This window comes from Pedobacter sp. GSP4, assembly GCF_051857575.1.
Taxonomy (GTDB): domain Bacteria; phylum Bacteroidota; class Bacteroidia; order Sphingobacteriales; family Sphingobacteriaceae; genus Pedobacter.
The window spans coordinates 301,978-327,062 of sequence record NZ_JBPZIR010000002.1 but is presented as its reverse complement, the minus strand read 5'-3'; the positions used below and the strand labels follow the sequence as shown (position 1 = coordinate 327,062).

At 40.9% G+C, this 25,085-nt stretch carries 17 protein-coding genes and 1 tRNA gene; 9 read left to right on the top strand and 9 right to left on the bottom strand.

From position 1 onward, the window contains the following. Positions 1-51 precede the first annotated feature (51 nt). The 6 genes from ACS5PU_RS04985 to ACS5PU_RS04960 form a co-directional block, all read right to left on the bottom strand. A complete protein-coding gene (locus ACS5PU_RS04985; protein ID WP_439458172.1) occupies positions 52-1,620 on the bottom strand; it encodes a sodium:solute symporter in 1,569 nt (522 codons plus the stop codon). A gap of 98 nt (positions 1,621-1,718) precedes the next feature. Beyond that, on the bottom strand, positions 1,719-5,294 hold the full coding sequence (locus ACS5PU_RS04980; RefSeq protein ID WP_439458171.1) for a malectin domain-containing carbohydrate-binding protein: 3,576 nt from the start codon (positions 5,292-5,294) through the stop codon (positions 1,719-1,721). A 2-nt stretch (positions 5,295-5,296) separates the two neighbouring features. Then, on the bottom strand, positions 5,297-8,113 hold the full coding sequence (locus tag ACS5PU_RS04975; protein WP_439458170.1) for a glycosyl hydrolase family 95 catalytic domain-containing protein: 2,817 nt from the start codon (positions 8,111-8,113) through the stop codon (positions 5,297-5,299). Between the two features lies 1 nt (position 8,114). After that, a complete protein-coding gene (locus ACS5PU_RS04970) occupies positions 8,115-9,692 on the bottom strand; it encodes a glycoside hydrolase family 28 protein (RefSeq protein WP_439458169.1) in 1,578 nt (525 codons plus the stop codon). A 562-nt stretch (positions 9,693-10,254) separates the two neighbouring features. Next, positions 10,255-11,808, bottom strand: a complete 1,554-nt coding sequence (locus ACS5PU_RS04965; RefSeq protein ID WP_439458168.1) for an MGH1-like glycoside hydrolase domain-containing protein — start codon at positions 11,806-11,808, stop codon at positions 10,255-10,257. Then, positions 11,808-14,543 (bottom strand): alpha-d-galacturonidase, encoded by a 2,736-nt coding sequence (locus tag ACS5PU_RS04960; RefSeq protein WP_439458167.1) that lies wholly within the window; start codon positions 14,541-14,543, stop codon positions 11,808-11,810. The genes ACS5PU_RS04965 and ACS5PU_RS04960 overlap by 1 nt, the downstream gene beginning before the upstream one ends. Positions 14,544-14,816: 273 nt before the next feature. Here ACS5PU_RS04960 and ACS5PU_RS04955 point away from each other — a divergent pair, with 273 nt between their 5' ends. The 5 genes from ACS5PU_RS04955 (at position 14,817) to ACS5PU_RS04935 (ending at position 18,950) form a co-directional block, all read left to right on the top strand. Then, entirely contained in the window at positions 14,817-15,581 is a 765-nt protein-coding gene (locus tag ACS5PU_RS04955; RefSeq protein WP_439458166.1) for an SDR family NAD(P)-dependent oxidoreductase, read from the top strand. A gap of 33 nt (positions 15,582-15,614) precedes the next feature. Continuing rightward, on the top strand, positions 15,615-16,469 hold the full coding sequence (locus tag ACS5PU_RS04950; RefSeq protein ID WP_439458165.1) for a fumarylacetoacetate hydrolase family protein: 855 nt from the start codon (positions 15,615-15,617) through the stop codon (positions 16,467-16,469). A 1-nt stretch (position 16,470) separates the two neighbouring features. Further along, the gene (locus ACS5PU_RS04945) at positions 16,471-16,800 is read left to right on the top strand and encodes an L-rhamnose mutarotase (protein ID WP_439458164.1); all 330 of its coding nucleotides are present in this window, start codon (positions 16,471-16,473) and stop codon (positions 16,798-16,800) included. A gap of 10 nt (positions 16,801-16,810) precedes the next feature. Continuing rightward, a complete protein-coding gene (locus ACS5PU_RS04940; protein WP_439458163.1) occupies positions 16,811-17,632 on the top strand; it encodes an amidohydrolase family protein in 822 nt (273 codons plus the stop codon). A 148-nt stretch (positions 17,633-17,780) separates the two neighbouring features. Beyond that, positions 17,781-18,950, top strand: a complete 1,170-nt coding sequence (locus ACS5PU_RS04935; protein WP_439458162.1) for an alpha-hydroxy acid oxidase — start codon at positions 17,781-17,783, stop codon at positions 18,948-18,950. Between the two features lie 158 nt (positions 18,951-19,108). Here the strand turns inward: ACS5PU_RS04935 and ACS5PU_RS04930 are convergent, their stop codons facing one another. Next, the gene (locus ACS5PU_RS04930) at positions 19,109-20,260 is read right to left on the bottom strand and encodes an aldose epimerase family protein (protein WP_439458161.1); all 1,152 of its coding nucleotides are present in this window, start codon (positions 20,258-20,260) and stop codon (positions 19,109-19,111) included. Between the two features lie 189 nt (positions 20,261-20,449). Between ACS5PU_RS04930 and ACS5PU_RS04925 the strand changes: the two genes are divergently transcribed. From ACS5PU_RS04925 to ACS5PU_RS04915, 3 genes are all read left to right on the top strand, one after another. After that, positions 20,450-21,121 (top strand): HAD family hydrolase, encoded by a 672-nt coding sequence (locus tag ACS5PU_RS04925; protein ID WP_439458160.1) that lies wholly within the window; start codon positions 20,450-20,452, stop codon positions 21,119-21,121. 1 nt (position 21,122) lies between these two features. Continuing rightward, positions 21,123-21,821 carry an NUDIX hydrolase gene (locus ACS5PU_RS04920; protein WP_439458159.1) on the top strand — a complete coding sequence of 233 codons (699 nt, stop codon included), beginning with the start codon at positions 21,123-21,125 and terminating at the stop codon, positions 21,819-21,821. A gap of 212 nt (positions 21,822-22,033) precedes the next feature. Next, a tRNA-Lys gene (locus ACS5PU_RS04915) sits at positions 22,034-22,106 on the top strand. A 109-nt stretch (positions 22,107-22,215) separates the two neighbouring features. Here the strand turns inward: ACS5PU_RS04915 and ACS5PU_RS04910 are convergent. Then, positions 22,216-22,566, bottom strand: a complete 351-nt coding sequence (locus ACS5PU_RS04910; protein WP_439458158.1) for a nuclear transport factor 2 family protein — start codon at positions 22,564-22,566, stop codon at positions 22,216-22,218. 234 nt (positions 22,567-22,800) lie between these two features. On the opposite strand from ACS5PU_RS04910, the gene ACS5PU_RS04905 reads away from it, so the two are divergent. After that, complete coding sequence (locus ACS5PU_RS04905; protein WP_439458157.1) at positions 22,801-24,024, top strand: exo-beta-N-acetylmuramidase NamZ family protein; 1,224 nt, start codon at positions 22,801-22,803, stop codon at positions 24,022-24,024. A gap of 98 nt (positions 24,025-24,122) precedes the next feature. On the opposite strand, the gene ACS5PU_RS04900 is transcribed toward ACS5PU_RS04905, so the two are convergent. Then, entirely contained in the window at positions 24,123-24,812 is a 690-nt protein-coding gene (locus tag ACS5PU_RS04900; RefSeq protein WP_439458156.1) for a DUF92 domain-containing protein, read from the bottom strand. Between the last annotated feature and the right edge of the window lie 273 nt (positions 24,813-25,085).

Genomic DNA, 25,085 nt, shown 5'->3' with positions numbered 1-25,085 from the left:
GATATGGTAAATTGTTCTTTAAATTTTTGCCTGGATAAGACCTGGCTGATCTTAATATGCTGTTTTAATCTTATTGTTTTTAATTTTGGTCAGGATAAGTCCTGCTAAAAAAATGGTTAAAGTACCGATCACAATGACCATGTTTTTATGCAATGGATTTCTAAAAACTTCATATTCTGGAGGAAGAAGTGAAGAAAATGTCATCCATATAATTACGGCAATGCCAATTATTGTTGCGGTTATGGCTTCGTGGTTTTTGGTTTGCCTGCTAATTAGTCCCAGCAAAAACAAGCCCAGCATTCCGGCTGCAAAAATGCCAGATAGCTCCCACCATACATCTAAAATACTTTTTACCCCGATCATGGCAATTCCGGTAATCATCCCTAACAAACCAAAGCCTACCGTAGCCAGGTGCAAAAGTGATAAATTCTGTTTTTCGGTTACATTGGGTTTGAAATACCTTTTGTAAATATCTACCGAAAACACCGTTGCAGAAGCATTCATTCCGGAGCTTATGGTGCTCATGGCTGCAGATAAAATAGCCGAAACAATTAATCCCACCAAACCCACCGGAATTTTGGTTACCATAAAATGAGGCATAATTTTATCCCCATAATCGGATGGCAATAATGCATTCTGTAAGCGTAAAACCTCGGCTGCCGAAGCATGCAAAGGCAAACGCTCTACTGCCACCTGGTGCTTTATCGATTCTACCAGTTCGGGGTTAATTTCATAATAGGCATATAAGCAAGATCCTATAATAAAAAAGAGCAACGATGCCGGAATATATAACCAAACACACAACCAGATCGATTTTGAAGCGGCTTTACTTGATGAGGCCGTATGGTAGCGCTGGATGTAATTCTGATCCATACCGAAATTGTTCAGGTTAATGAAAAAACCATAAAGCAACACTACCCAAAACGACGAAGTAATAAATTCAGGTTTGAAACTGCCCAGGCTAAATTTATCAGCTGTTTTTCCAATCTCTACTATTTTGGCCACACCACCTGGCATATTGCTGATAATGAGGTATAAGATGAGCAACGCACCGAAGGTTTTTACAATGGCCTGTACTACTTCTGTCCATATTACCGCTTCAATTCCTCCTAAAACAGTATAAATGATGATACAGATGCCCATAACAATCATAATCATTTGCATGGAATAGCCTGTAAGCGCCTGTAAGCTCAAGGCAATGCCAAAAAATATTGATCCCATTCTGGCCAGCTGTGTTAGCAGGAAACATACTACTGCATAAACTCTTGCCCATGCCCCAAAACGTTTTTCTAAGTGGGTATAGGCAGAAATCTCACCGGTGTTGCGGTAAAATGGCACAAAATATTTAGATGCTACCCATGCTGCCAAAGGCATAGAAATGCTGAATACAAAAGCATTCCAGTTTCCACCAAATGCCTTACCGGGCACGCCCAAAAAGGTATTGCTGCTTAAAAATGTTGCATAAATTGATAAACCTATCGCCCATCCGGGTATTAGGCCCGAAGCTTTTGTAAACTGCTCGGAGTTTTTATTTTTCCTCGAAAAATAAACCCCAACTAATATCATCCCAACAAGATAAATGAAGATTATCGCAAGATCGATTACAGGAAGACCTTTCATTATTTGTTGGCTCGTTTATTAATTTGGTTAAAACAAATATGCATGACTAAATTTCACTATTAATATAAGATTTTGGCCACATATTGTATCATCTTATCCTATTGAACATCTAAAGCATCAATAGCTAATCCCTTTGTTTCTGTGGCTATTAACCTCAGTTTATAGCTGCCGGCATTAATCATACTTCCGGTATTGGTACTAAGGTAGTTCCATTTGCCCGCCTTTGTTGGAGCAAACTCAACTGTTTCTGTCTTCATTAACGTGCCATCGGCCGATAAAAACTCCAGTTTTCCCTGCATGGACTTTTCTGATGGATTGTGGTACTTAATGGTGAGCGAATAGGTATCTGCCACACCAACTCCAATCGTCCAGGTTAAAATACCTTCTTCTGATGAGGTGAAAACTACACGTTGTTTATCCATTAAATCTGCTTTTATAATGCCTTTTCCTGCTAAAATGCCATCTGTAGCCTTATAAGTAGTTGTGGTTTTTAGGTCGTAAGCAGGTTGCAGATGGGTAATAGGCAATACAAAAACAGTGGCCGCTCTACCGTCGAATATCATTCGTTCGTTAGGGACCAGTCTTTTGCGGTAAACGCTAAAGGTTTCTTCTTTGCTATTGCTTAAAGTTGTTTTGGTATCTTCAAATCCCTGTGGGATGCTGCTGTTATTGTTCAGTGCAATAAAGGCGTCGACACTATCGGTTGAGGTAAATTCGATGCCCTCTTGTCCGCGTGATGCTTTTAGCCATTCAGCACCGTATAAGTTTGAGGGTAAATCGGTGAAAGTTGAATTTTCGCCTTTAAACTGCTCTTCTCCAATATCCAGCCAGTTGTGCAATTCTGCGTTTTTTATGTTAGTTAATAGTGATTTGCTTGCAGGTGCGGCTTTGATATTTTGTTTTAAGCTTGCAATGGCAATAGCCGAAATAACAGCTTGGCCTGCTTTAACTTCTGGAAAATCGATATTCAAGAAACCAGCTTTAACCGTCGCTTTTACTGTTTTCTTCAATAAAGTATTGCTTCCTGCTTCGTTCCAGATATCTAAATCCTTAATTGCGGTTTGGCCATTAAATGCAACATCAAACAAACGCATGGCTTTAGCATTAAAACCGCCCCCAATGCCTAGCCAGGGCTCTATAAAATAAAGCTCTACCAAATATTCGCCATTTGGCAATGGAAAATGATATTGCAACTGATTTCGGCCATACCTGAAAGATTGGAAAAGCTTCCAGTCTTTAGTGCCCTCGATGGGTTGAAAGGTGCGGCGCTGACTGGCAAAAAAAGTGGGTACGCCAGGAAAAGCTGCTGTCCATGAGGTAGAACCAAATGTATCAGACGAGGATAAATTCCTATCTGCCAACCACCTATTGCCATGGGTATCGATATAATCGCCGCCACCACAGTTTACACGGTAAACATAATTATAGCCTTTTGCAGCAAGCGTGAGCTGCTTATCGTTTATTAATGCCTTAAAATTTGGGCTTTGCGGTAAATTCTGCAATACTATTTTATCCCAAGCCACGGCTTTTCCTGCTACATAGCCAACAGCATAGAGCACATTGTATTGAATGTTGGGCTTATTCCATTGGAAATGCGTGCCAATTGCTCCACGTTTTCTTCTTCCTAAAGATTGGCCATTAATATCGTTAAAGAGTTCTACTTCATCGCAGTTGGCATATACCACAACGCTATCTTTTATGCCCGGTTTAACCCAACGGTTGGGCCAGGTATGCGAAACGATATACACCATCGGTTCAGTTGTTTTTGGTGCATAATTGGCCCTGAACATGTAAAACACATCTGTTGGCTCTTCCCATGGGGTAAACATTCCTTTGTAGTTAACGGGGCCTACCCGATCCAGATCGCGTAAACCTTCGCCGCCCTGAACCCTGCCCGGGTTATCGTGTGAGCTGTATAACCAGAAAAAATGACCTGCCGTTTTATCTTTAGCCACTTCGGCCAAACGTACTTTGGTTTCCATTAAATCGGTCATTTTGTTTTCAGTATAACCTTTTCCGTTCGCGTCGGTATCGTGGAGGTCGATGGTCCTCCAGGCACCGTATTCGCCTACCAAAACCTGACGCTGTAAATCTTCGCCATAGGCCAATGGGTTGCCGCCGTAGGTGCCTGTCCAGTTTTGGGGTACATCCCAGTCGGTGCCTTTACCGCCGTTACAGGTGGTTACCTTTCGCTGTGATGATGCTGTAGGATCTAATTTCCTGATCAGTTCGGTACATTCTTTTGCAAAATCTTCAGGCAATGTACTTTCGTTTTCCAGCCCCCATAAAACAACCGCCGGACTGTTACGGCGTTCTTTTACCCAATCGGTTAAAAGTGCTTTAAAATTCTTTTTAAAGGCCGGTGTATCGTACCAGATATGGGCGGCCATTTGTGTCCAGCATAAAATTCCTTCTTTATCCCAATAGTCGCCATACAATAAATTATGTGGTTGGTGTGCATCTCGGAAGGCATTAAAACCGGCAGCTTTAATCTGCATTACCCTCGATCTGATCTGTTCGTTGCTAAAGGCATGGCTTTGCCCTATTAAATGCTCGTATTCGGCAATACCGTTGATGAAAACAGGCTTACCGTTTAATTTAAATACTTTTTGACCGGCTTGCTCGCCGATGGGCCAACTGATCCACCTGATGCCGTAAGGGGTTTTAAGCTCATCTACAATTTTTCCATCCGCTATTAGGGTAGTTTGCAAAGTGTAGCGGTAGGGATTTTCTAAAGACCAAAGCTTGGGGTTTATAATCGGGTCTGTTTGCTGATCGAGCTGTATTTCTTTCCCGAATGGAACCACGATTATCTTTTTGAGTACTTTAACCAGCTTTCCTTCGCCACTTAGTAAACGGTTTACAACAGTAATGTTTTTAGTTTGGGTTCCGTAATTTTTAATAGTGGTACTAAGGTTTAAAACAGCCGATTTTTCGGAGATCTTGTTGTCGTTCCAAATGTGGATGCCAAAAGGTTCAATCCTCACTTCGTTGGTAACCATTAAATGCACCGGACGGAAAATTCCCATCGGCTGTGATCCTTCAGAAAAGCCGCGTTCGGTAGAACAACCTCCATCCACCCAGGGCAGATCCTGGATATTGGCTGGATGATCTGCCCTAACGGCCAAAATATTTTCTTGGTTATTCAGTTTGATGGCAGCTGTAACGTCCAAGGTGAACGTAGTCCTACCCCCTGCATGATAACCCACTTTTTTCCCGTTAAGCCAAACAGTAGCATAGGAGCCCACACCTTCAAAATACAGAAAAAAGCGTTTGCCCAATTTCACTTCGTTGGTTTTAAAGCTTTTGCGGTACCACGCATAGCCATGTTTATTGCCATGAAGCTTGCGCTGATAACCTTCGTACTGATCCCAGTTATGTGGGACATTAACTTTTGTCCAGTTTTTGGTTTGATAAGCAACCGCCTGGAACCCTTCAAAAGCACTGCTGTTTTTCTCATCGGCAACTGTAAGCCAATTAGTGTTTAAGGAAATATCTTGGCGGATTTGAGCTTTAGCAAAGTTTATACTCCATAAAGCCAGCAACAATAAAATGAAGAAATGCTTCGACATATTGATTTTAGGTTCGTGTAGACATGAACCAAGGCCTCGGAAGTATCTGTTACAGGAGATTGCTTCGTCGTTCCTCCTCGCAATGACGATTTTATTATTCATGTTTACAGCAATTTTAAATCTCCGGCCAGTTTATAGCTTTGGCCAGCTTTAGTTTCAAAACTCACCTTGTTATTTTTGTAGCGGATTTTACAATTTTCACCTGTTTTTGATTTAACGGTAAGCGAAGCTAATAATCCGTTGCTCCAGGTTAAATCTAGCTCAAAGCCTCCCCTGGCCAACAATCCTTTAATTTCTCCGTTCGGTATTGCCGTTGGCAGTGCGGGTAAAATATCCAGATAGCCTTGGTGGCTCTGCACAATCATTTCGGCAATACCTGCAGCACCGCCAAAGTTCCCGTCAATTTGGAAAGGTGGATGTGCATCAAAAAGATTTACATAAGAACCTGCCCCGTTACTGGCCGGTTTCATCAGCATTTTTACCAGCTTCATGGCATGGTCGCCATCTTTAAACCTTGCCCAAAAATTAATTTTCCAAGCTAGGCTCCAGCCGGTAGCATCATCACCTCTGTAAAGCAAAGATTGTTTAGCGGCCTGCATGGTTTTTTCATTGCCATCCCAGGTAATGTCGTTACCCGGATAAACGCCCCAAAGATGCGAAACATGGCGGTGTTTGTTGGTGGTATCGTCTTTATCTTCCAGCCACTCCTGTAATTGTCCGTATTTACCAATCTGATTTGGTGCAATCTGGCTGATATTTTCTGTCAGCGATTTTCTAAATTCAGCATCTACGTTTAGTACCTCGGCTGCTGATACACAGTTTTTAAACAGCGATCGGATAATCTGGTGATCCATGGTTGGGCCAGCAACCAAACCTCCATTTTCTGGCGAATTAGATGGACTGCTGATTAACCATCCGGTTTTGGGATCTTTTACCAAAAAATCTTCAAAAAACAGGGCAGCCTGTTTCATTAAAGGGTAAGCTTCGGTTTCCAGAAATTTGCGGTCTTTGCTAAATTGGTAGTGCTCCCACAAGTGATCGCTCAACCACCCGGCACCGCTAGCCCAAATACCATGGTTGGAAGCATTTATAGGAGCCGTGCCGTTCCAGATGTCGGTATTGTGGTGTAAAACCCAGCCACGGGCATTATAATAGGTTTTGGCGGTTTCAGCACCGGTTTTGGCCAATCCTTTGATTTTGCTGAAAAGTGGTTCGTTTAGCGCTGAAAGATTAAGCATTTCGGTAGGCCAATAATTCATTTCGAGGTTGATATTGGTGGTGTACTTGCTGCCCCACGGTGGCATGAGCAAATCGTTCCAGATTCCCTGTAGGTTAGCGGGTTGCGTGCCCGGACGAGAGCTGGAAATTAGCAGGTACCTGCCATACTGCATGTATAAAGCCGCAAAGGCTGGATCATTAGCACTGGCAAATCTGGTCAATCTTTCGTCAGTAGGTAGATTTTCGCTATCCGACCGACCGAAATTAACACTGAAAGTATTGTAATAACCCTGGTATTCTTTAATGTGGTTTTGCTTTATCTCGTTATAAGATTTACCTTTTAATCCGTTCAGTGCTTTAGTGTTTGCCGTGGCCGGATTGCCAGAAACATCCTGAGCGTTAATGAAATTGGTTCCACCAGTTAAATAGAGCGTTACCTCATCGGCCTGATTAATGCTGATTTTACCGTTAAGCACCTTAACCGATCCTTTTTTAACCAAAGCTGTTAAGCGGCTTTCGCCTTTCATGGCCCCATCTTTTACCTGTACAGTTAGCGCCACTACATTGTTGCCCAAGGCTTTTACTGACGATTTTCGGTGTGGACTGGAAAGTGCTGCGTCGAAAGTAATAGCAGCGCTTTTATCGGCGGTTAAATGAATTACAATAGCCTGATCGGGCTGACTGGCAAAATACTCGCGCCGAAAGTTGATCCCGTTTTGCGTATAGCTTGTTTTGGCAATGGCAGTACTTAAATCAAGCGAGCGCTTGTAATTACTAACCATCGATCTGTTCTCTTTGAAATATAGGTTCAGATCGCCAAAAGGCTGGTAGCTGCCCTGATATTGGGACACGGCTGGCGGATCTTCATCCTGGATTTTATATTTCCATTCTTTAACCAGTGAAATCCCCTGTTCAATAGCCGAACCAACCGGATAAATGCCGATCTTCTTGCTGGTGTCTTTGTAGCCCGCTAAACCACCTTTATCAAAATAGTTGAGCACCTGTATGGCAATTACATTCTTACCCTTTTTGATCAGCTTTGTAGGTATGGTGTATTTTCGGGGTTCCGTGTTGTCGGTATTACCCACTAATTTCCCATTTATGTAAGTAAAATCCTGATCCTTGATCCGGTTAAGATCCAGTACGAGGTCTTTCCCTACCCAGTTTTCTGGCACATCAAAAGTTGTTCTAAACCAAACTGCTCCATCTAAATTGGCCAGACCTACCGCTTCCCATCCTTCGTAAGCGGGCACTTTGATGGTTTTCCAAAGTTTATCATCAAAATTACTCAGTGCTGGGTTGCCCTGAATGCCTTTTCCGGCTTTCATTTCATTTACCCAAACTTTACGGTCGCCAGAAGTGCTCTGCAATCCCATAAACTGCTCTTGGGCCAATGCCTCAGCCTCTTTTTGCTTACCTTCGAAAAGCAGCTTTCTAATTTCTGGAAGATATTTATAGGCGCCCTGCCTGTTGTAATCCCTAGGTTTGCCCGTCCATAAGGTTTCTTCGTTAAACTGGATATGATCAACAGCGGTTCCGGCAAAAATCATTGCACCCAATCTACCATTGCCTATAGGTAAGGCGTCAGTCCATTTTTCTGCTGCTTTATTGTACCATAAAGTATGGTTGTTTTCTTGTGCCAAACTGCTAAAATGGGCAGTTATTATTAAAAATGATGTACTTAATAAAAGTTTAAACCTCATATTATTGTCCTTTATCGCCTGAAATAACTTCAACACTGCCGCTCACTTCCTTTTCTTTTTTAACGGCTTCTTTTACATTCCTGAAATTATTATTTCCAAGGTATATATTTTTAGTTTCAGCACCATTCAGTTTCAGGTAAGTAACAGTTTCTTTGCCTGGAAAGGCATTGTACAAGAACAGCTCAGATACGTTGGTAAGATCGATTACTGCGGCATTGGCATGGGGTTTATTGCTTTTTAAGCCATCCACAATCAAATTATTAACTTTTACAGCCTTTATAGATGCTCCTAACTCGGTATTCACCGTTACATTGTGGAATTCGATATTATTGGCATTGTTTACCGAAAAACCTGTTTTGGCATCCATATTAATATCGTTGAAACTAATGTTATCAATGGGCATTTCTGCTAATCCATTTAAATAGCCAGCCTGATTAACCTGACCGGTGATGTTGCTGAAATGGATGTTTCTAAAAATGGGGGTACGTTCAGATACAGGCTCTACATCGGTTTTCGCATATTGCATATCCAATACAATGGCCTGATCTTTTATGTTTTTCATGATGATATTGCTCACCCTGATCTCTTCTACCACACCACCTCTGCCCCTTGCTGTTTTAATGCGGATACCACGGTCTGTTCCATCGAAAATACAATTTGAAATGGCTATTTTGCGCACATCGCCCGACATTTCGCTGCCAATAACCACACCACCATGACCAGATAACATGGTACAATTGGTAATTACGTAATTCTCTGCCGGAACAGCCATTTTTCTGCCTGGCGCATCCTTGCCTGATTTAATGGTGATGCAATCGTCGCCTACGCTGATGTGGCAATCAGAAATGTGCACGTTTTTGCACGATTCGGGATTGATACCATCCGTATTGGGCGAATGCGGGTTGTTGATGGTAACCGCATGAACTTTTACGTTTTCGCAAAACTCAGGATTGACGGTCCAAAACGGCGAATTGCGGATGGTAATGCCATCAATTAATACATTTTTGCAGAACATGGGCTGTATAAAAGGCGGACGGAGAAAGCCACGTTTCATCTGTTTGGGATCATCTGGCAAAACAATATCTTTATTTAAGCCATCAAAAGTGGTCTGCCATTTCGATCGGGGCTGGCCTTCTTTATAACCTTCAACAAAATCCCACCATTTTTTACCATGGCCATCAATAATTCCACGGCCAATAATTGCAATGTTCTCGGCTTTGTAGGCATAGAATAAGGGCGAAAAACTGGTAACATCTACACCTTCGTAACGGCTTTTTACCATGGGTAAATAATCGTCGAAATTATCGCTGAAATGCAGCTCTGCACCGGCATCTATCAGTATGGTGATGTTGCTTTTTAAATGGATTGCGCCTGTTAAATATTTACCAGTAGGAAAATAAATAGTGCCACCACCCGCTTTGGATGCTGCTTCAATCGCATTTTTGATGGCAGTAGTCGCCAGTTTGCTGCTATCGTTCTTGGCACCGTATTTAATTACGTTGTAATACGATTGGGCATTAACGGTTAGGCCAGTGCTTATTGTAAGTAAAAAAAATAAAGTCTTTAAAATGTATTTCATTTGGTTTTATTATTTTAATTGTTGTGCTTCGTGTCCACTCGAATTAATAAGTGTTAATTTCGATCTGTGAGGACACAGACCAAGGGGTTTGCATCTGTTATGCATAATAGACCCTGAAATAAATTCAGGGTGACTACCGAATATGTATCATGCTTGCGCTCGTTTCTGGACAAGTGCAAATAGTATTACAATTTTATCACTATCTATTTATCATGTTTATTCGTTCTTATCTGCCTTGGTTCGTGTCTTCACAAACTAATAATTTAAATTTCTTTCTAAAAGATTGCTTCAATATGTGTTCGTAGAGTTCCGGAAGGGCTGTACAGATTTCAGAATAGAAATGAGTCTCTGACTCCCTTTCGTATTGTGTTTCAAACTCAATCTTATTCTCTAATCCGTAGTGAAGCTTTGCTTAACAAAACGGATAAACTGTTAATTTCGGTCTGTGATGACGCAGACCTAGGTTTTTTGTATTAGATGGAGGCTTTTGCATTAATCACGTGCTATCGTCCTCGTTTGTAACGAGGATGTACGAGAATAGCGATTAAAACGCCCCATTTGCCTAACCCATCTTCACTTTGAAAGGCTTTAAATCTTTGCCTTTATAAATCTCTTTCCCATCTGCAAACACCAACAATCCTTTGCCCTTATTGTATTTTTTACCTGTTTTATCCCATAAAATGGTTAATGTTTTATTGTGATAAGATACATTGTCTAACATAAACCAATCCCACTGATTATTGGGAATTAATGGTGAAATTTCCAGCACATCATCTTGACGGGGTTTTATGCCGACCAAATCGTTAATAATTAAATCATTAAAGGTAGAATGGTTATAAAAACTGCTCCGCGGATTATCGCCTTTTAACCACTCGCCGTTTTTCTCGTCCTGATATTCGCCGATGTAAGGTTTGCCGTTTTTAGTATGGGAAACAGCATACTGATGTAGCTCCCGATAAAAAACTTCGGCGGTCATTTTACCATGCTTTTTATAATTGGTTAACAGATTAGCCAAGCCTTTAAGTGTCTGTGAGCTTGCAAATGGCCAGAGCGCTCCATCCCACTCGCAGCTATGTCCTGTTCCCCTGGTTCTAAAAGTAGGGTTTCTTCTTTCGGCAGTAGTTAAGCCCCATGGCGCTTTAAAACCAGCGGTATCTAACAATTGATCCCAGGCTTGGGCATATTTAGCTTGATCATCGGGCAGGTTAAAATCCCAAGGTGTAAAACCAATGGCTTCTCTTACTGCCGCCAATCCTCCTTTGGCTTTTCGGGTTTCGAAAAATAGTGAAGAAGCATTCCACAAGCTATCCTGAACCAGTTTTTTAAGTACTGTTGCTTTGTCTTTATATTTTGCAGCCAAGGTTGCGTCACCTAAAAGCGTAGCCATTTTGGTCAAAGCCATGGCATTGCCGTACATGTAGCTATTTATGGTTGGGCGTTGGTTCTGATCCTTCCGCGATCCACTTATGGATTCTTCCATCCCATCTTTTACATCATGCTGCCAGAACAAACCGTTTTTAAGCTGCCTTTCTGATTCCCATTTGCCATAATCTTTATCTAGGGCAGGTAGAATATCCTTCAAAAAGCCTTGATCTGGTTTTACAAGATGATTCTGATAAACGGCATCATCTACCCAGCTGCTAAATTGATGAAAACGTTGTTTCGTTTGCCCCACATCAGCATGGTAAAGCCAAAATTTGATGTAATCTTTTAAATAGCTATTGTCTTTTAACCACCTGCCTTCGTAAATATGGTGGCCTAGCGCACAGCTAATGGAATTGTATTTGCCTGCATGTTTAACAGGTTCAATAAACTCGGTAAAAATAAAACCTTCGGGTGTTTTTACCAGGTGCTTGCGGTAAGTCCACCAACGGTAATAATAATTTTGTTCCAGCACCGAATCAGGGCATTCAAATAATGGGGCCTGTTCGGCCAGCCAGCTAAAAGCTTCGGCGTTGGGTACATAATTTTTTACTGCTTCTGTGTCAATCGAATTAAAATACGTGATGTACTTTTTCAGTTTTTCTGTTCCCAGCATCGATTTCTGCTGTGCAAAGCCTGCAATTGCCCATACCGACAATGCTGCCGTAGCTAATATTTTTCTTGTATTTACCATTATTCAAATAACCAATCTATGTCTTTTCCCCTGCCATCTAAACCAGCGTTAAATATGCGCAGTTCCTGTTTGTCATCAATAAAACCCAAAACCAGGCAAGCGCCTTTACCTAAGGTTAAAGTATGTGTGCCTGCCGCAAAGGCATAAGCGTGAACATTTACCGGAGGCAAGCCATAAGGCACCAATGCATTCGATATTTTAATTTCCGATTGCCCGTAATTATTTGCGCTTGCATCTGTTTCCAACTGCGGTGGGGCAAGGTATTGTGGATTTTTCTCATTGAAATAACCTACCAGTAATTTAACAGGTGTTTTTGTGCTGAACTGGATTTCGGTACCGGTTTTAATCTGTTTCGCTTTATTGAGTTTAATGCCCTGCAAACCTGTTAACTGAACAGCTACTTCTTTTATTCTAACCGCTGTATCTGCGAAAAGCTGAGCATCTTTGGTTACCATATAGTTTTCGCTTTGGTTCAATAGGTTTACAGTTGCGCTTTTGTAAGGAACAATTGGAGCAACAGCGCCCGGTTTAATGGATTTTAAAGAATCTATACTTCTTTTAAAATGATCGAGTTCCTTGGTAAAAACTGGCAGCATCTCTTTCCAGTGGATGTAGGTTTTATCGACCCCACGCATAGGTATTTTACGTTGCTTGGTTTGCATGCTATTGGCATACAGGTAATTATCATCAGTTAATTTAACCAAAGCTGCATAATGATTTACACTGTTCTGTAAAAATGGAAGCGCCTGCTCTAAATCGCTTACCTGGTTCGAGTACTTATATCTCAATATCCAAAGTGCTGCCTTAACCTTTTCTGCATAAAAATTGGCCATGGCATCATAGCAATAAATATCGGTTTTAAGCCGCTTAAATTCAGCGGTATCTTTGGTGATGTTTGCTGCAGCAACGTTGATAGCAAGGATTGCTTTTTTACCATGCTCAACTACTTCGCGGGCCACCTGCACTGGCGTTTCTCCAATATGCCCCTGTTTCTTCCATTCCTTCTCTGCATATTCGATAATCATCTCTCCTTCTGGCGCTTCTGATTCGTACATTAAAGTAAAGAGCCCATAACGATAAGGGTTAATCAATTGCGTCATCAGCATGCCCAAGGTTAGGGTTTGCCTGTTGCCATCCGTAATGCCGTACCTGCGCAAAAGTTTGGGCGATATTTCTCCCGATTCTTCATAGGCATTTAAAATGGCCTTGCCTCCGGCTAAATCAGCACCGTATTTATCGGCCAATTGTTTGCCCCAATAATTGATTTCCTGAGCGCGGTCACGCTCCGATTTCCACGAATACCTGGCCCATTCTTTATACCAGATCCAATCGCGGTCTACTTCCAATAAGCGGCCTTTCACTGCATCGGCAGCATAAGGCCAGTCCCAATAGCTGGCCTGCGGATACAGGTGCAGGCCTTTTGCTCCATAAATTTTGTTCATCGCCTGAACTGATTTCTGGATAAAATCTGCCGAACCATATCTAAAGGGCTCCAAATTGGCCAAAATATGGACGTTGGATATGTTTATGGTACCAATGGCCGCTAATTTCCGGTTCAGCTCGGCCCAGGCACCGCGGGGTGTGTAGGTAGTTAAAGCTTCGCCGTTAAATTTGTTTTCGGTATACAGGTTTTTGTAAAGTGGCAAGGCAGCCTTCATCACACTCGGGGCATCAGTATCGTGTGCACGCAGTACAATTGGCGGTTCATCTTTAATCCCTGCTGCTTTTAAGCCTTCTTTAACCCCAGGGATGATGGTTTTGGTAAACCAATCGATATCATCCTGTCCAACGCCTTCCATCGCCTCGCCCAATGCAACCATTAAACCTACATTTGGGTATTTCTGTACAAAAGCAGCAATCGATTTCTTCGTATAATCGGCAATTATCGGAACAATCGGACGGTTCCTGTCCTGTGTTTTTAGGCCATGTTTATCCGCAAAAGGCTTCGGTATAATAATGTTATAAAACATCTGTATTACCCAGATCCCACGTTTATCAGCCTCTTTGGTTAAAAACTGAAATATTTCTTCATTCTTTTTTAAAGTAGCATCATCAACTTCAACGGCGTAAGGATAGTCTTTTAACCTTAACAACGATGAAAATGGATGTCCGTTCCACAGGTAAAGCGAATTGTACCTGTTTTCGACCATCATATCCAGATATTTAATCCACAAGGCCTTATCATATAGCCAAGGGAAGGTTTCGGGAGTGTATGGATATTCGTAAACATCGTGCCCGGGCAGGTAATCGGGTTTTTGTAAACCGATGCAGGTGCCCCTCAATACCATTTCTGGTTGATCGGAAAAGGCCAATTGATCTGGTACTTTACCTGAACTGGTAATCCTATCGGCCAATTCTATGCACCCGTATAATGCGCCCGATGCATCATTTCCGATCACGTAAAGCAATCCATTTTTACTACTATAAATATGAAATCCTTCTTTTTTACTTGTGCTGATCTTATTTTTAATGTCGGCCGGAAGGTTATTTACAAAAATTTTATCTGAAAATATACCGATTACAATAGCATTGCGCGTACTGCCCAATTTGTCTTTTTGCTCGATTTTGGCCGAATAGTTGAGTTTAGCCAAGGCCTCCGAAATTCTTTCAGCGCCAAAGCTAACCCGTGCATGATGAGCTGTTGAAATTACAATCGTTTTTTGAAAGCGATTGGCAGCGATGGAAGATGTTACGGATACAAACAAGCAGGAAATAAAAATTAGAAATCTTTTCATTCAATTTGGCTCTAATAACAAAACCTTTGATAAATAGGTTTTTGTGCGATATTTGGTTAAAATATTATTTAAATATAAAAATAATATTCAAATATAAGTAATGTAGCTTTAAGGTTTTGTAAAATTTATGCAAGGTAAGGCCACTTGCAGCAGTAGAATGGCCTATGACAATATCTGTTAATATTTAGATAAGAAGATAAAATTTTTAATCAACATTATTTATTTTATTTGTATCCAATATTCTAATCAATTATAATTTTATAACCATAAGACATGTTTTCACTAAAAAACAAAAAAGCTGTAGTTACAGGCGGGGGAAGCGGAATTGGAAGAGCTATTGCAACTATTTTAGCCAAACAGGGTGCTGAGGTTCACATTATCGAACTGGGTACCGAACAAGCTCAGGCAACCATAGATGAAATTAAGGATAACGGAGGTGTAGGATTTGGCTACGGCTGCGATGTATCCGATCATCAGGCTGTTGCAGCGGTTTTCAGTCAGATCGGGCCAATCAACATTCTGATCAACAATGCAGGTATTGCCCATATTGGTAAGGCGGACACTACCGAAGAGGCTGATTTTGACCGTGTAATGCGTGTAAATGTTAAAGGCGTTTACAACTGTTTACATGCGGCAATTCCGCAGTTGCGCCTAGCGGGGGGTGGTGTAATTATCAATATGGCGTCTATTGCGGCTTTAATCGGTTTGCCAGATCGTTTTGTATATAGTGCGGCTAAGGGTGCTGTTAAAGCGATAACCATGAGTGTGGCCAAAGATTATATAGGTGAAAACATCAGGTGTAATTCAATTTCGCCAGCAAGGGTGCATACGCCTTTTGTAGATGGCTTTTTACAGAAAAACTATCCGGATAATATTCCAGAGATGTTCGAAAAATTATCTAAAACCCAGCCAATAGGACGCATGGCCAAGCCAGAAGAAGTAGGCGCTTTGGCATTATACCTGTGCAGTGACGAAGCTTCGTTTATAACCGGTTGCGATTATCCAATTGATGGCGGATTTACTACCTTGAACAATTAATACAATTATTTAATACGATAAATAACCTTTAAAATGAAATTAATACGATTTGGCGAAGCGGGAGCTGAAAAACCAGGAGTAATTATTAACGATAACTATTTCGATGTTTCGGCATTGGTTAAAGATTATAACGAAGAATTTTTTGGTGGAGATGGTTTAGAGAAACTGAAAAAAGATATCGAATCTGCTGATTTACCACAGGTTGATAAAAATGTACGCTTGGGTGCAGCTTTGGCCCGCCCATCAAAAATTATCTGTGTAGGATTAAATTATAAAGACCATGCTGCAGAAACCAACGCCCCTATTCCGGCAGAACCAATTTTATTCTTCAAGGCTACTTCGGCCATTGTTGGTCCGAATGATGACTTGGTGATTCCAAAAAACAGTAAAAAAACAGATTGGGAAGTGGAACTGGCTATCGTTATCGGTAAAAAAGCGAGTTACGTATCAGAAGAAAACGCCTTAGATCATATTGCAGGTTATGTTTTGCACAACGATTACAGCGAACGCGAATTTCAATTGGAAAGAAACGGACAATGGGTTAAGGGAAAAAGCTGCGATACTTTCGCGCCAATCGGGCCATTTATTGCCACTCAGGATGAAATTGCCGATGTACACAACCTTCGCCTTTGGCTAACGGTAAATGGAAAAACCTTACAGGATGGAAATACTTCAAACCTGATTTTTAATGTTCCATTCATGATTTCCTACATCAGTCAGTTTATGACACTTTTGCCGGGTGATGTAATTACAACAGGTACCCCTGCAGGTGTAGGTTTAGGTCAAAAACCTGAGCCATGGTACCTAAAAGCTGGCGATGTGGTAGAATTGGGCATTGATGGTTTAGGAACCAGCAAGCAAACAGTTAAAGCCTATAGCGGAAATTAAGATGAAAAGGTACTGCTTGGCGCTCGATCTTGTAAATGATGAAAAGCTTATAGAAGCGTATAAGCAGTATCATCAATCGGTTTGGCCTGAAATTAAAGAAAGCATTATAGCATCTGGTATCCAAAACCTGGATATATATTTAACTGGTAACCGGTTGTTTATGATCATGGAGGTTAATGAAAGCTTTTCTTTTGAAGAAAAATCGAAAGCTGATTTGGCCAACCCTAAAGTGCAGGAATGGGAAACCTTAATGTGGAAATACCAGCAGGCATTGCCAGGTGCCAAACCAGGCGAAAAATGGATCTTAATGGACCAGATATTTAAACTTTAAATGCTTTTTTATGATTGATACACATGTACATTTTTGGAATTTTGATCCGGTTAGGGATAGTTGGATAAATGAAGATATGATGGCCATCCGGAAAGACTTTTCTCCAAAAAATCTTTCGAGGGTATTCAGCGATCTTCAGATTACAGGATGTATTGCCGTTCAGGCCAATCAATCGGAAGAAGAAAATCATTTTTTGTTAAACCTTGCTGAGCAAAATGAACTGATAAAAGGGATTGTTGGCTGGGTTGATCTTTTGGATGCAAATCTGGAGGATCGATTAACTTATTGGAGCAATTTTAAAACCATTAAAGGCTGGCGCCATATCTTACAAGCCGAAAATACCGAATTTATACTCAATAAAAAGTTTATTGCAGGTGTACAGCTTTTAAAAAAATACAATTATACCTACGATTTGTTGTGCTACCACAATCAATTGGAGACCATTATACAAATGGTTGATCAAATACCCGATCAGCCGTTTGTACTGGACCACTGTGGCAAGCCCGATGTTAAAAGCCAGGATTTAAAGTTATGGACTGAAAATATCAAACTTTTGGCTTCAAATACGAATGTGCATTGTAAAGTATCTGGACTTTTGGCCGAGGCAGACTGGAAAAACTGGAAAGAAATAGAGCTGTTCAATTGCTTTGATAGCATATTTGAGTACTTTGGTACCGAAAGGGTTATGTATGGCAGTGATTGGCCGGTAATGCTGATCAGTAGACCTTATCCAGATTGGTTTAACCTGGTTAATAAGTATGCCGAGCGGTTTTCGGAAGCTGAACAAAAATTGATATTTACAGATAATGCAAAGGCTTTTTATAGCCTCTAAAAGCTGTTTGAGTATGCCGTGGTGATTACCTGGCGCTTAAATTCTTCAAAAAAACCAAATATGGCCGATAGTGCAGGACGGAGATTACATTATATTGTGTTAGTTTTCGATTTTTAAAACGCCTAGCGCCAAGACAATTAATTAAATAATGAGCAAAAAAATTACCTTTCCTTACCACTCTCAATATCCTTCGGTAGCTGACCTTAGACGTAAAGCAAAAAGCAGAATACCAAAATTTGCATTCGATTATTTAGAAGGTGGCTGTAACGAAGGGCTAAATCTGGTCCGCAACGAAACAGATTTCGATAACATATACCTAAAGCCTAACTATTTACGCGTAGGTGGAGATATTGATATGTCGGTAGAGCTTTTCGGCCGTAAATACAGTGCGCCTTTTGGCATTTCCCCTATTGGTTTACAAGGCTTAATGTGGCCAAATGCGCCTGAAATTTTAGCCAAGGCAGCAGCCAAACACGATATTCCCTATACGCTGAGTACGGTATCTACCAGCAGTATCGAACGCATTGCTGAAGTTTCGGAAGGAAAAGCCTGGTTTCAGCTTTATCACCCTACCGAAAATAAACTGAGGGATGATATTTTATCGCGTTTGAAAGCGGTTGAATGCCCGGTTTTAGTTGTATTGGTAGATGTTCCGGCTTTTGGATTAAGGTACAAAGAAATTAAAAGTGGTCTTTCCATACCACCTAAAATGTCGATAAATAATATTCTACAGGCCTTCGCAAGGCCATTGTGGGGCATTAAAACGTTGCAGCATGGCATCCCTTCGTTTGTCACCTTAAAACCATATATGGAAAAAGGAATGGATATGTCGCAGCTGGGGCAGTTTATGAACAGGACGTTTACCGGGAAAGTTGATATCGAAAAGGTTTCTGCCATACGCGAAATCTGGAAAGGGCCATTGGTATTAAAAGGCATAGCAACCGATGAAGATATGCAGGCAGCTATACAGATTGGTGTGGATGGGGTTATTGTTTCCAATCATGGAGGCCGGCAGATTGATGCGGGGGAATCATCGATCAACTCTTTAATTAAATTGGCCGGAAATGATGCCTATAAATCAAAGCTGAAGATTATGCTGGATGGAGGAATTCGTTCGGGTGTAGATTTGGCCAGGGCACATGCAGTAGGTTCTGAATTCAACTTTATGGGCCGCCCGTTTATGTATGGTGTTGGGGCATTGGGCAATGAAGGCGGATATCATACCATCAATATGTTTAAAACCCATCTGTACCAAATTATGCAACAGCTTACAATAGAAAAAATTTCGCAATTCCCTGAAAGATTATTGGAGGTATAATTTAAATCGAATGGTCTGATACCGAAATCAGGCTTATGATCCAGTCGGTTAGGTACCAACCTAGATGTTCCAATAAAAAAGACCCCGCAGTTTTTTAAAACCTGCGGGGTCTTTCGTAAAATTAGAATTAACCGCTTTAAACAACTAACCAGTTAACCCTATTTCGAAAATTTATAAGTTGTACTGGTTTTATACGTTTCGCCCGGTTTAAGCACTGTCGACGCAAAATTCGCATGGTTTGGTGCATCAGGGAAATGCTGTGTTTCTAAGCAAAATGCAGAGCGGTGAGGATATGATTTTAAACCTTTACCATCTTTATCCACGCCAGTTAAAAAGTTACCGCTGTAAAACTGCAGGCCAGGTTCAACGGTGTAAACTTCTAAAATAATTCCAGTAACAGGGCTTTTTACTGTGGCTACAGGTGTTTTGCCGTCATGATGTGTGAGTGCAAAGTTGTGGTCGTAACCTTTTCCAAATTTCAATTGCTCATCCTGCTCATCAATTGATTTGCCAATGGTTTTGGCTTTGTTAAAATCAAAGGCAGTTCCTGCAACAGGCTCTAATTTACCGGTTGGAATCAAGGTAGAATCAACTGGAGTATAGGCATTGGCATCAATGGTTAATTCATGATCCAATATGGTTTTGTTGCCTTCACCATTCAGGTTAAAATACGCATGGTTGGTTAAGTTTACAATCGTAGCTTTATCGGTTGTGGCTAAATAATCAATCTGCAGGGCATTATCCTCAGTTAATGTATAAGTTACCTTTACATCCAGCTTGCCCGGATAGCCTGCTTCACCATCTTTAGAAACATAGGTTAATTCCAGTTTCTCACCATCCAGCTGTTTTGCATCCCAAACTTTGGAGAAAAAACCATCAGTACCGCCATGCAGTGTGTTTACGCCATCGTTAAGCTGTAAATCATATGTTTTGCCAGCTAAAGTAAATTTGCCTTTGCCAATCCGGTTTCCGTACCTGCCAATTAATGCGCCGAAAAATGGCTCCCCTTTTTTACGGTAGGCACCAATGCTATCGTAACCCAATACCACATCAGTTAATTTGTTGTCTTTATCGGGCACCAAGAGCGAAACTACCCTACCGCCATAATTGGAAATCGTTACTGTAGCGCCCGATTTGTTTTTCAGGGTATAAAGTTTAACGGCCTTACCATCAATAGTGGTATTGTATTTTAAAGTGTCGGTTTGTTCGGTGCTTTGCGCGCCTTTATCTGTTTTTGGGTTACAAGAGCTAAAAGCAATAGCTAAGCATAATGTAGTGAAGGGCAAAGCCTTAAGGAATGTTTTTTTCATCTGTTTAATTTTGATGAAGCGCCCTATTTTTAAGATATATAAAACAGTTGGCCCCATATCGATTTATCTTTGGTTAAAGCTAAAGTATGAAAAAATAATTAACGTTACTATAACGATTATACTTATTATTTTTGTTATTATGGTAGATGATTGCCAACATCAAAAAAAATCACATATTTTAGCGGCATTATGCACAATTTGAATTTTAAGCCAAAGGCTTTTCTGTTCGATTTAAATGGAACCATGATTAACGATATGGAATACCATACTTTGGCCTGGTACAGCATTATGACGGAAGATTTAGGCGCTAAACTGGATTACCAAAGTGTTAAGAAAGAAATGTATGGCAAAAACAAAGAAGTTTTAGCACGCGTTTTTGGTGAGCATAAATTTAGCCCTGAAGAGGTAGAACAGCTTTCGGTGGCCAAAGAAAAACGTTACCAAAAGGGCTATATGCCGCATTTAGCACTAATTGATGGATTGGATGCCTTTTTAGAGCGTGCGAAACAGGCCGGCATACCAATGGCCATCGGCTCTGCAGCGATACCTTTTAATATTGATTTTGTTGTGGATGGTTTAACCATACGGCATTACCTTAAAGCGATAATCAGTGCAGATGATGTGGCCTTAAGCAAACCCGATCCAGAAACTTTTTTAAAATCGGCAGCTGCCCTTGGTATTGCGCCGGCCGATTGCCTGGTATTTGAAGATGCGCCAAAAGGGGTAGAATCGGCACTTAATGCAGGCATGCCATGTGTGGTGTTGACTACAACACATACCGTTGAAGAGTTTGAGGGCTACCCCAATATACTTGGCTATATTACAGATTATAATGATGCTAAATTAAATACGCTTTTTTAACATGGGAAAATATTTAAATCAAAAACCAGTACTCGTTGCGGTAGACTGCATTATTTTTGGATACGATGGGGATCAGCTGAAACTGTTGGTTATCAGGAGGGCTATTGAGCCTGTAAAAGATAAATGGAGCTTAATGGGCGGTTTTATTGGAGAAAATGAAGACCTGGATGGTGCTGCTAAAAGGATTTTGTTAGAATTAACCGGTCTGCACGATGTTTATCTGGAACAACTGCATGCTTATGGTAGTCCTGAGCGCGACCCTATTGAGCGTACCGTTTCTGTGGTATATTTTGCCCTGATCGATATTAATAAATACAGCAAACAGATCAATGATCAATACCACGCCGAATGGTTTAAGTTAAAGGAAGTGCCCGAATTGATTTTTGACCATGATGTGATGGTTAAAGCAGCTATGGATAAAATCCGTTATCAAGCAGCGCTGCACCCAATTTTGTTCGAGCTCTTGCCTAAACGCTTTACCATACCGCAGTTGCAGGCCTTATACGAGCAGGTTTATGATGCACCTATTGATAACCGGAACTTTATACGGAAAATTACAGCCAGTGGATTATTGATTAAACAGACCGAAAAAGATAAATCGAGTTCGAGGCGAGGTGCATTTTATTTTAAACTAGATAAGAACAAACATAAGGCACAGTTTCAATCGTTCTTAAATTTCATACCCAAAGCCAGCAAATAATTGCTAATGGATTAAATAAATGCTCCTGATTTGAAAATAATGAAGCTTCAATCAAAGAATATTATTTTTATGTTAAGCAGATATGAAATTTAAAATCAGTTAGTTACCCTCTAAGGCCTGAAATAAATCAAATAATAGCATAATATTTTTAAAAAATGTTTGCGAAAAAAAGATAAATATCTATATTTGCACCTCCTTAAACAAAGGGAAATGATTCCGTAGCTCAGCTGGTAGAGCATTACACTTTTAATGTAGTGGTCCTGGGTTCGAATCCCAGCGGGATCACAGAAAGCCTCAGAGAAATCTGAGGCTTTTTTGTTTGATTTGCTATTTTTACCCAAGTTTGCCTTGAACGAAAAAAGGATGTAAAAAAGCACACCCTCATCTACTATTTCTAGTTTTTTAAGATTACAAAAGCCCGTAAGGAGGCCATTTTACCATCTTTAAAGCGCCAAACATCACAATAATCATAATTCAGCCAGCTTCCGTCCTTTTCTTTCAGCTCAATCTCTCCTATTGCACTCACAAATTCGCCCTCGGCAATCAAGTCCTTCACGTTAAATTTAGGCGGTTCGATATAGGTTTCATTCAAATATTTTCTAACAGCTTGCTTACCGCTTATGGTTCGATCGCCTATAAATTCCCACACCGTATCTTCGGTACACAGCGCAAGGAAACCTTCGTTATTGCCGGCACTAATGGCCGCATTTCCCTGTATCAATATTGATTTGTTTTTTTCCGACATTTTGTTTGTTTTATCATTCCTTTTGTAAATAACCCATCCAGAGGGAGATGGTTTGTAATTAGGAGCAAATTCGAATAATGTGCTCAATTCCTGATGATTCGTGAGACGTTGCCGTTCTTCAAGAATAGCTTCAACACGATAAAAATCTTTGAAGAAATATTAGTTATCTTTAACCATTAGCAGCTATTAAAATATCCTGACCCAATAATTGTAGAAAACCAACCCTAGTAACGTATGATCAGATTTACTGCTTTATTTCCGCTAACACTTTTGGTGATCAGTAGCCTTAAGTGTAGCGTAATGGAAACGCCCAATCAAAAAACATCCGTTGAGCCGGATATTATCACTGGTGCCGACCAAACAACAAAATATCTGCCCTATCTTAAAGGAAAGCGGATCGGCATGGTTGCTAATCAGAGTTCTATCATCGGCAAGGCGAGTAGTGTTGATAGTTTACTGAGCATTGGGATCAAAATTGTAAAAGTTTTTGGTCCTGAGCATGGCTTTAGGGGCAATGCCAGTAACGGGGCTGTGGTAGCCGATGAGAAAGATCCCAAAACGGGTATTCCAATCGTTTCCTTATATGGCAGAAATGAAAAACCGACAAAGGAGCAATTAATGGGTATTGACCTGATGGTTTTTGATATCCAGGATGTAGGATGCCGCTACTATACCAACATCAATACGCTTGAACATGTGATGCAGGCCTGCAGCGAAAACAATATAGAATTGCTTATTCTTGACAGGCCAAATCCTAACGGCTATGTAGTAGATGGCCCGGTAATGACTGAGGATCGTTTTAAATCGGCCATAGGAATACATTATACACCTATGACCCACGGCATGACTATTGGTGAATTTGCACAGTACCTAAATGGTGAAGGCTACCTTAAAAAGCCCTGTAAGCTTAAAATCATCAAAGTTGGCAATTACAACCATGACATGCCTTATGTACTGCCCGTAAATCCCTCACCGAATTTAAATACACAACAGGCGGTGATGCTTTTTCCTAGCTTATGCATGTTTGAGGGAACAGCTATCAACGAAGGCCGCGGAACCCGTATGCCCTTCACAATCTTGGGAGCACCGGCACTGAAGGGTAAATATCCATTTTCATACAAGCCAGTCAGTATTCCCGGCATGAGCGAAAGGCCCAATCATAAAGATACGGTGTGCTATGGTCTAGATCTCCGCAATTACGATATTAACAAACTTCGCAGAAGCCGCCAGATTGATCTTTCCCTGTTGATTGAATTGTACAATGCCTATCCAGATAAAGCGAATTTCTTTAATCCGGAAAGAGCTAACGGCATATCTCCATTCGATCTGCGTATCGGTACCGATCAGTTGAGAAAACAGATCATTGCAGGTGTACCGGAGGCAGATATCAGAAAAAGCTGGGAACCTGGCTTAAAACGCTTCAAGGCGATCCGGTCGAAATACCTGCTTTATCCTTGATACAGAAAGAACGCTCCGATCTGAACGGTTTAATCTTTCAACTTAATGTCTGCATTACCTGTGCAGTAGCAACGGCATACTTTTGCAAAGAAAAATATTTACAGAAGAAGTAACACCAACATTATTCCTGCTGCCACCACAGTATTTAAAAAATTGACTACATCGTTTCCGATTATTCCTTTCCGCTCCAACACAGCACCCAATACAGAATCAGTTAGGTTTCCTATTGTTCCCGCTACAACAATAAACAAAAAATTGATGTTCCATCCCCATCCCAGTGCGTAGATACCAGCTATGATACCGCTCCCTATAATACCGATTAGTGTGCCTTCCAAACTTACGACCCCATCCATTCCGCAAAGCTCTGTTTTAAAGGAAATCACATTAAAAAATCTTTTCCCATATACCATGCCCAGCTCTGACGAAAGGGTATCTGCAGTAGCTGAGGCAAAAGCCGCTGCCATTGCCGGAAGCATCAAAAAGGCTAAATTGGGGTAAAATACCAGCACCAAACCTGCTAGCGCAGCAGCTCCGGCATTGGCCAGCACCTGCATGGCATTACGGCCTTTCTTGGTTTCTACTTTGCTAACAAAAGCCTCCTTTTTTTGCCGCTGCCAAGAGGTAGCTGCTGAACCCAGGATAAAAAATGTAGTCATCATTATCAAGCCTGTAAAACCGGCTGCACTAAAGATAATCAATGCCAGTACCGCGCCCATAAGGGCGGCTATCACGGTCAGCTTTTTTGCCATGATACTATAGGCCATACCAGCAATAATAATGATGGGCATAAAAATGTCGCTATTGAACATAGCACAAATATATCTGAATTATGCTTAGGCAAAAATATTTCAGCGGTATCGAATCTGGTCGAAATATTCGCGTATGGCATCAGAAGGTTGGTCTTACATCACAAACAAAAAGTCTACTTATTATTTCGGTAAATTGAAAATTGACTGAGACCAAAGGCCATACTTGGTGCATAAATAATATGCGCTTATGAATTGGCAGAGCTGTTCGTTTTTACATATGGGCATCCCGCTATAAATCAAACGTTTGCGCAG

Excerpts from the sequence above, each read along its gene's own strand:
- ACS5PU_RS04985 (WP_439458172.1), bottom strand. The coding sequence starts at position 1,620 with ATGAAAGGTCTTCCTGTAATCGATCTTGCGATAATCTTCATTTATCTT.
- ACS5PU_RS04980 (WP_439458171.1), bottom strand. The coding sequence starts at position 5,294 with ATGAATAATAAAATCGTCATTGCGAGGAGGAACGACGAAGCAATCTCC.
- ACS5PU_RS04975 (WP_439458170.1), bottom strand. The coding sequence starts at position 8,113 with ATGAGGTTTAAACTTTTATTAAGTACATCATTTTTAATAATAACTGCC.
- ACS5PU_RS04970 (WP_439458169.1), bottom strand. The coding sequence starts at position 9,692 with ATGAAATACATTTTAAAGACTTTATTTTTTTTACTTACAATAAGCACT.
- ACS5PU_RS04965 (WP_439458168.1), bottom strand. The coding sequence starts at position 11,808 with ATGGTAAATACAAGAAAAATATTAGCTACGGCAGCATTGTCGGTATGG.
- ACS5PU_RS04960 (WP_439458167.1), bottom strand. The coding sequence starts at position 14,543 with ATGAAAAGATTTCTAATTTTTATTTCCTGCTTGTTTGTATCCGTAACA.
- ACS5PU_RS04955 (WP_439458166.1), top strand. The coding sequence starts at position 14,817 with ATGTTTTCACTAAAAAACAAAAAAGCTGTAGTTACAGGCGGGGGAAGC.
- ACS5PU_RS04950 (WP_439458165.1), top strand. The coding sequence starts at position 15,615 with ATGAAATTAATACGATTTGGCGAAGCGGGAGCTGAAAAACCAGGAGTA.
- ACS5PU_RS04945 (WP_439458164.1), top strand. The coding sequence starts at position 16,471 with ATGAAAAGGTACTGCTTGGCGCTCGATCTTGTAAATGATGAAAAGCTT.
- ACS5PU_RS04940 (WP_439458163.1), top strand. The coding sequence starts at position 16,811 with ATGATTGATACACATGTACATTTTTGGAATTTTGATCCGGTTAGGGAT.
- ACS5PU_RS04935 (WP_439458162.1), top strand. The coding sequence starts at position 17,781 with ATGAGCAAAAAAATTACCTTTCCTTACCACTCTCAATATCCTTCGGTA.
- ACS5PU_RS04930 (WP_439458161.1), bottom strand. The coding sequence starts at position 20,260 with ATGAAAAAAACATTCCTTAAGGCTTTGCCCTTCACTACATTATGCTTA.
- ACS5PU_RS04925 (WP_439458160.1), top strand. The coding sequence starts at position 20,450 with ATGCACAATTTGAATTTTAAGCCAAAGGCTTTTCTGTTCGATTTAAAT.
- ACS5PU_RS04920 (WP_439458159.1), top strand. The coding sequence starts at position 21,123 with ATGGGAAAATATTTAAATCAAAAACCAGTACTCGTTGCGGTAGACTGC.
- ACS5PU_RS04910 (WP_439458158.1), bottom strand. The coding sequence starts at position 22,566 with ATGTCGGAAAAAAACAAATCAATATTGATACAGGGAAATGCGGCCATT.
- ACS5PU_RS04905 (WP_439458157.1), top strand. The coding sequence starts at position 22,801 with ATGATCAGATTTACTGCTTTATTTCCGCTAACACTTTTGGTGATCAGT.
- ACS5PU_RS04900 (WP_439458156.1), bottom strand. The coding sequence starts at position 24,812 with ATGCCCATCATTATTATTGCTGGTATGGCCTATAGTATCATGGCAAAA.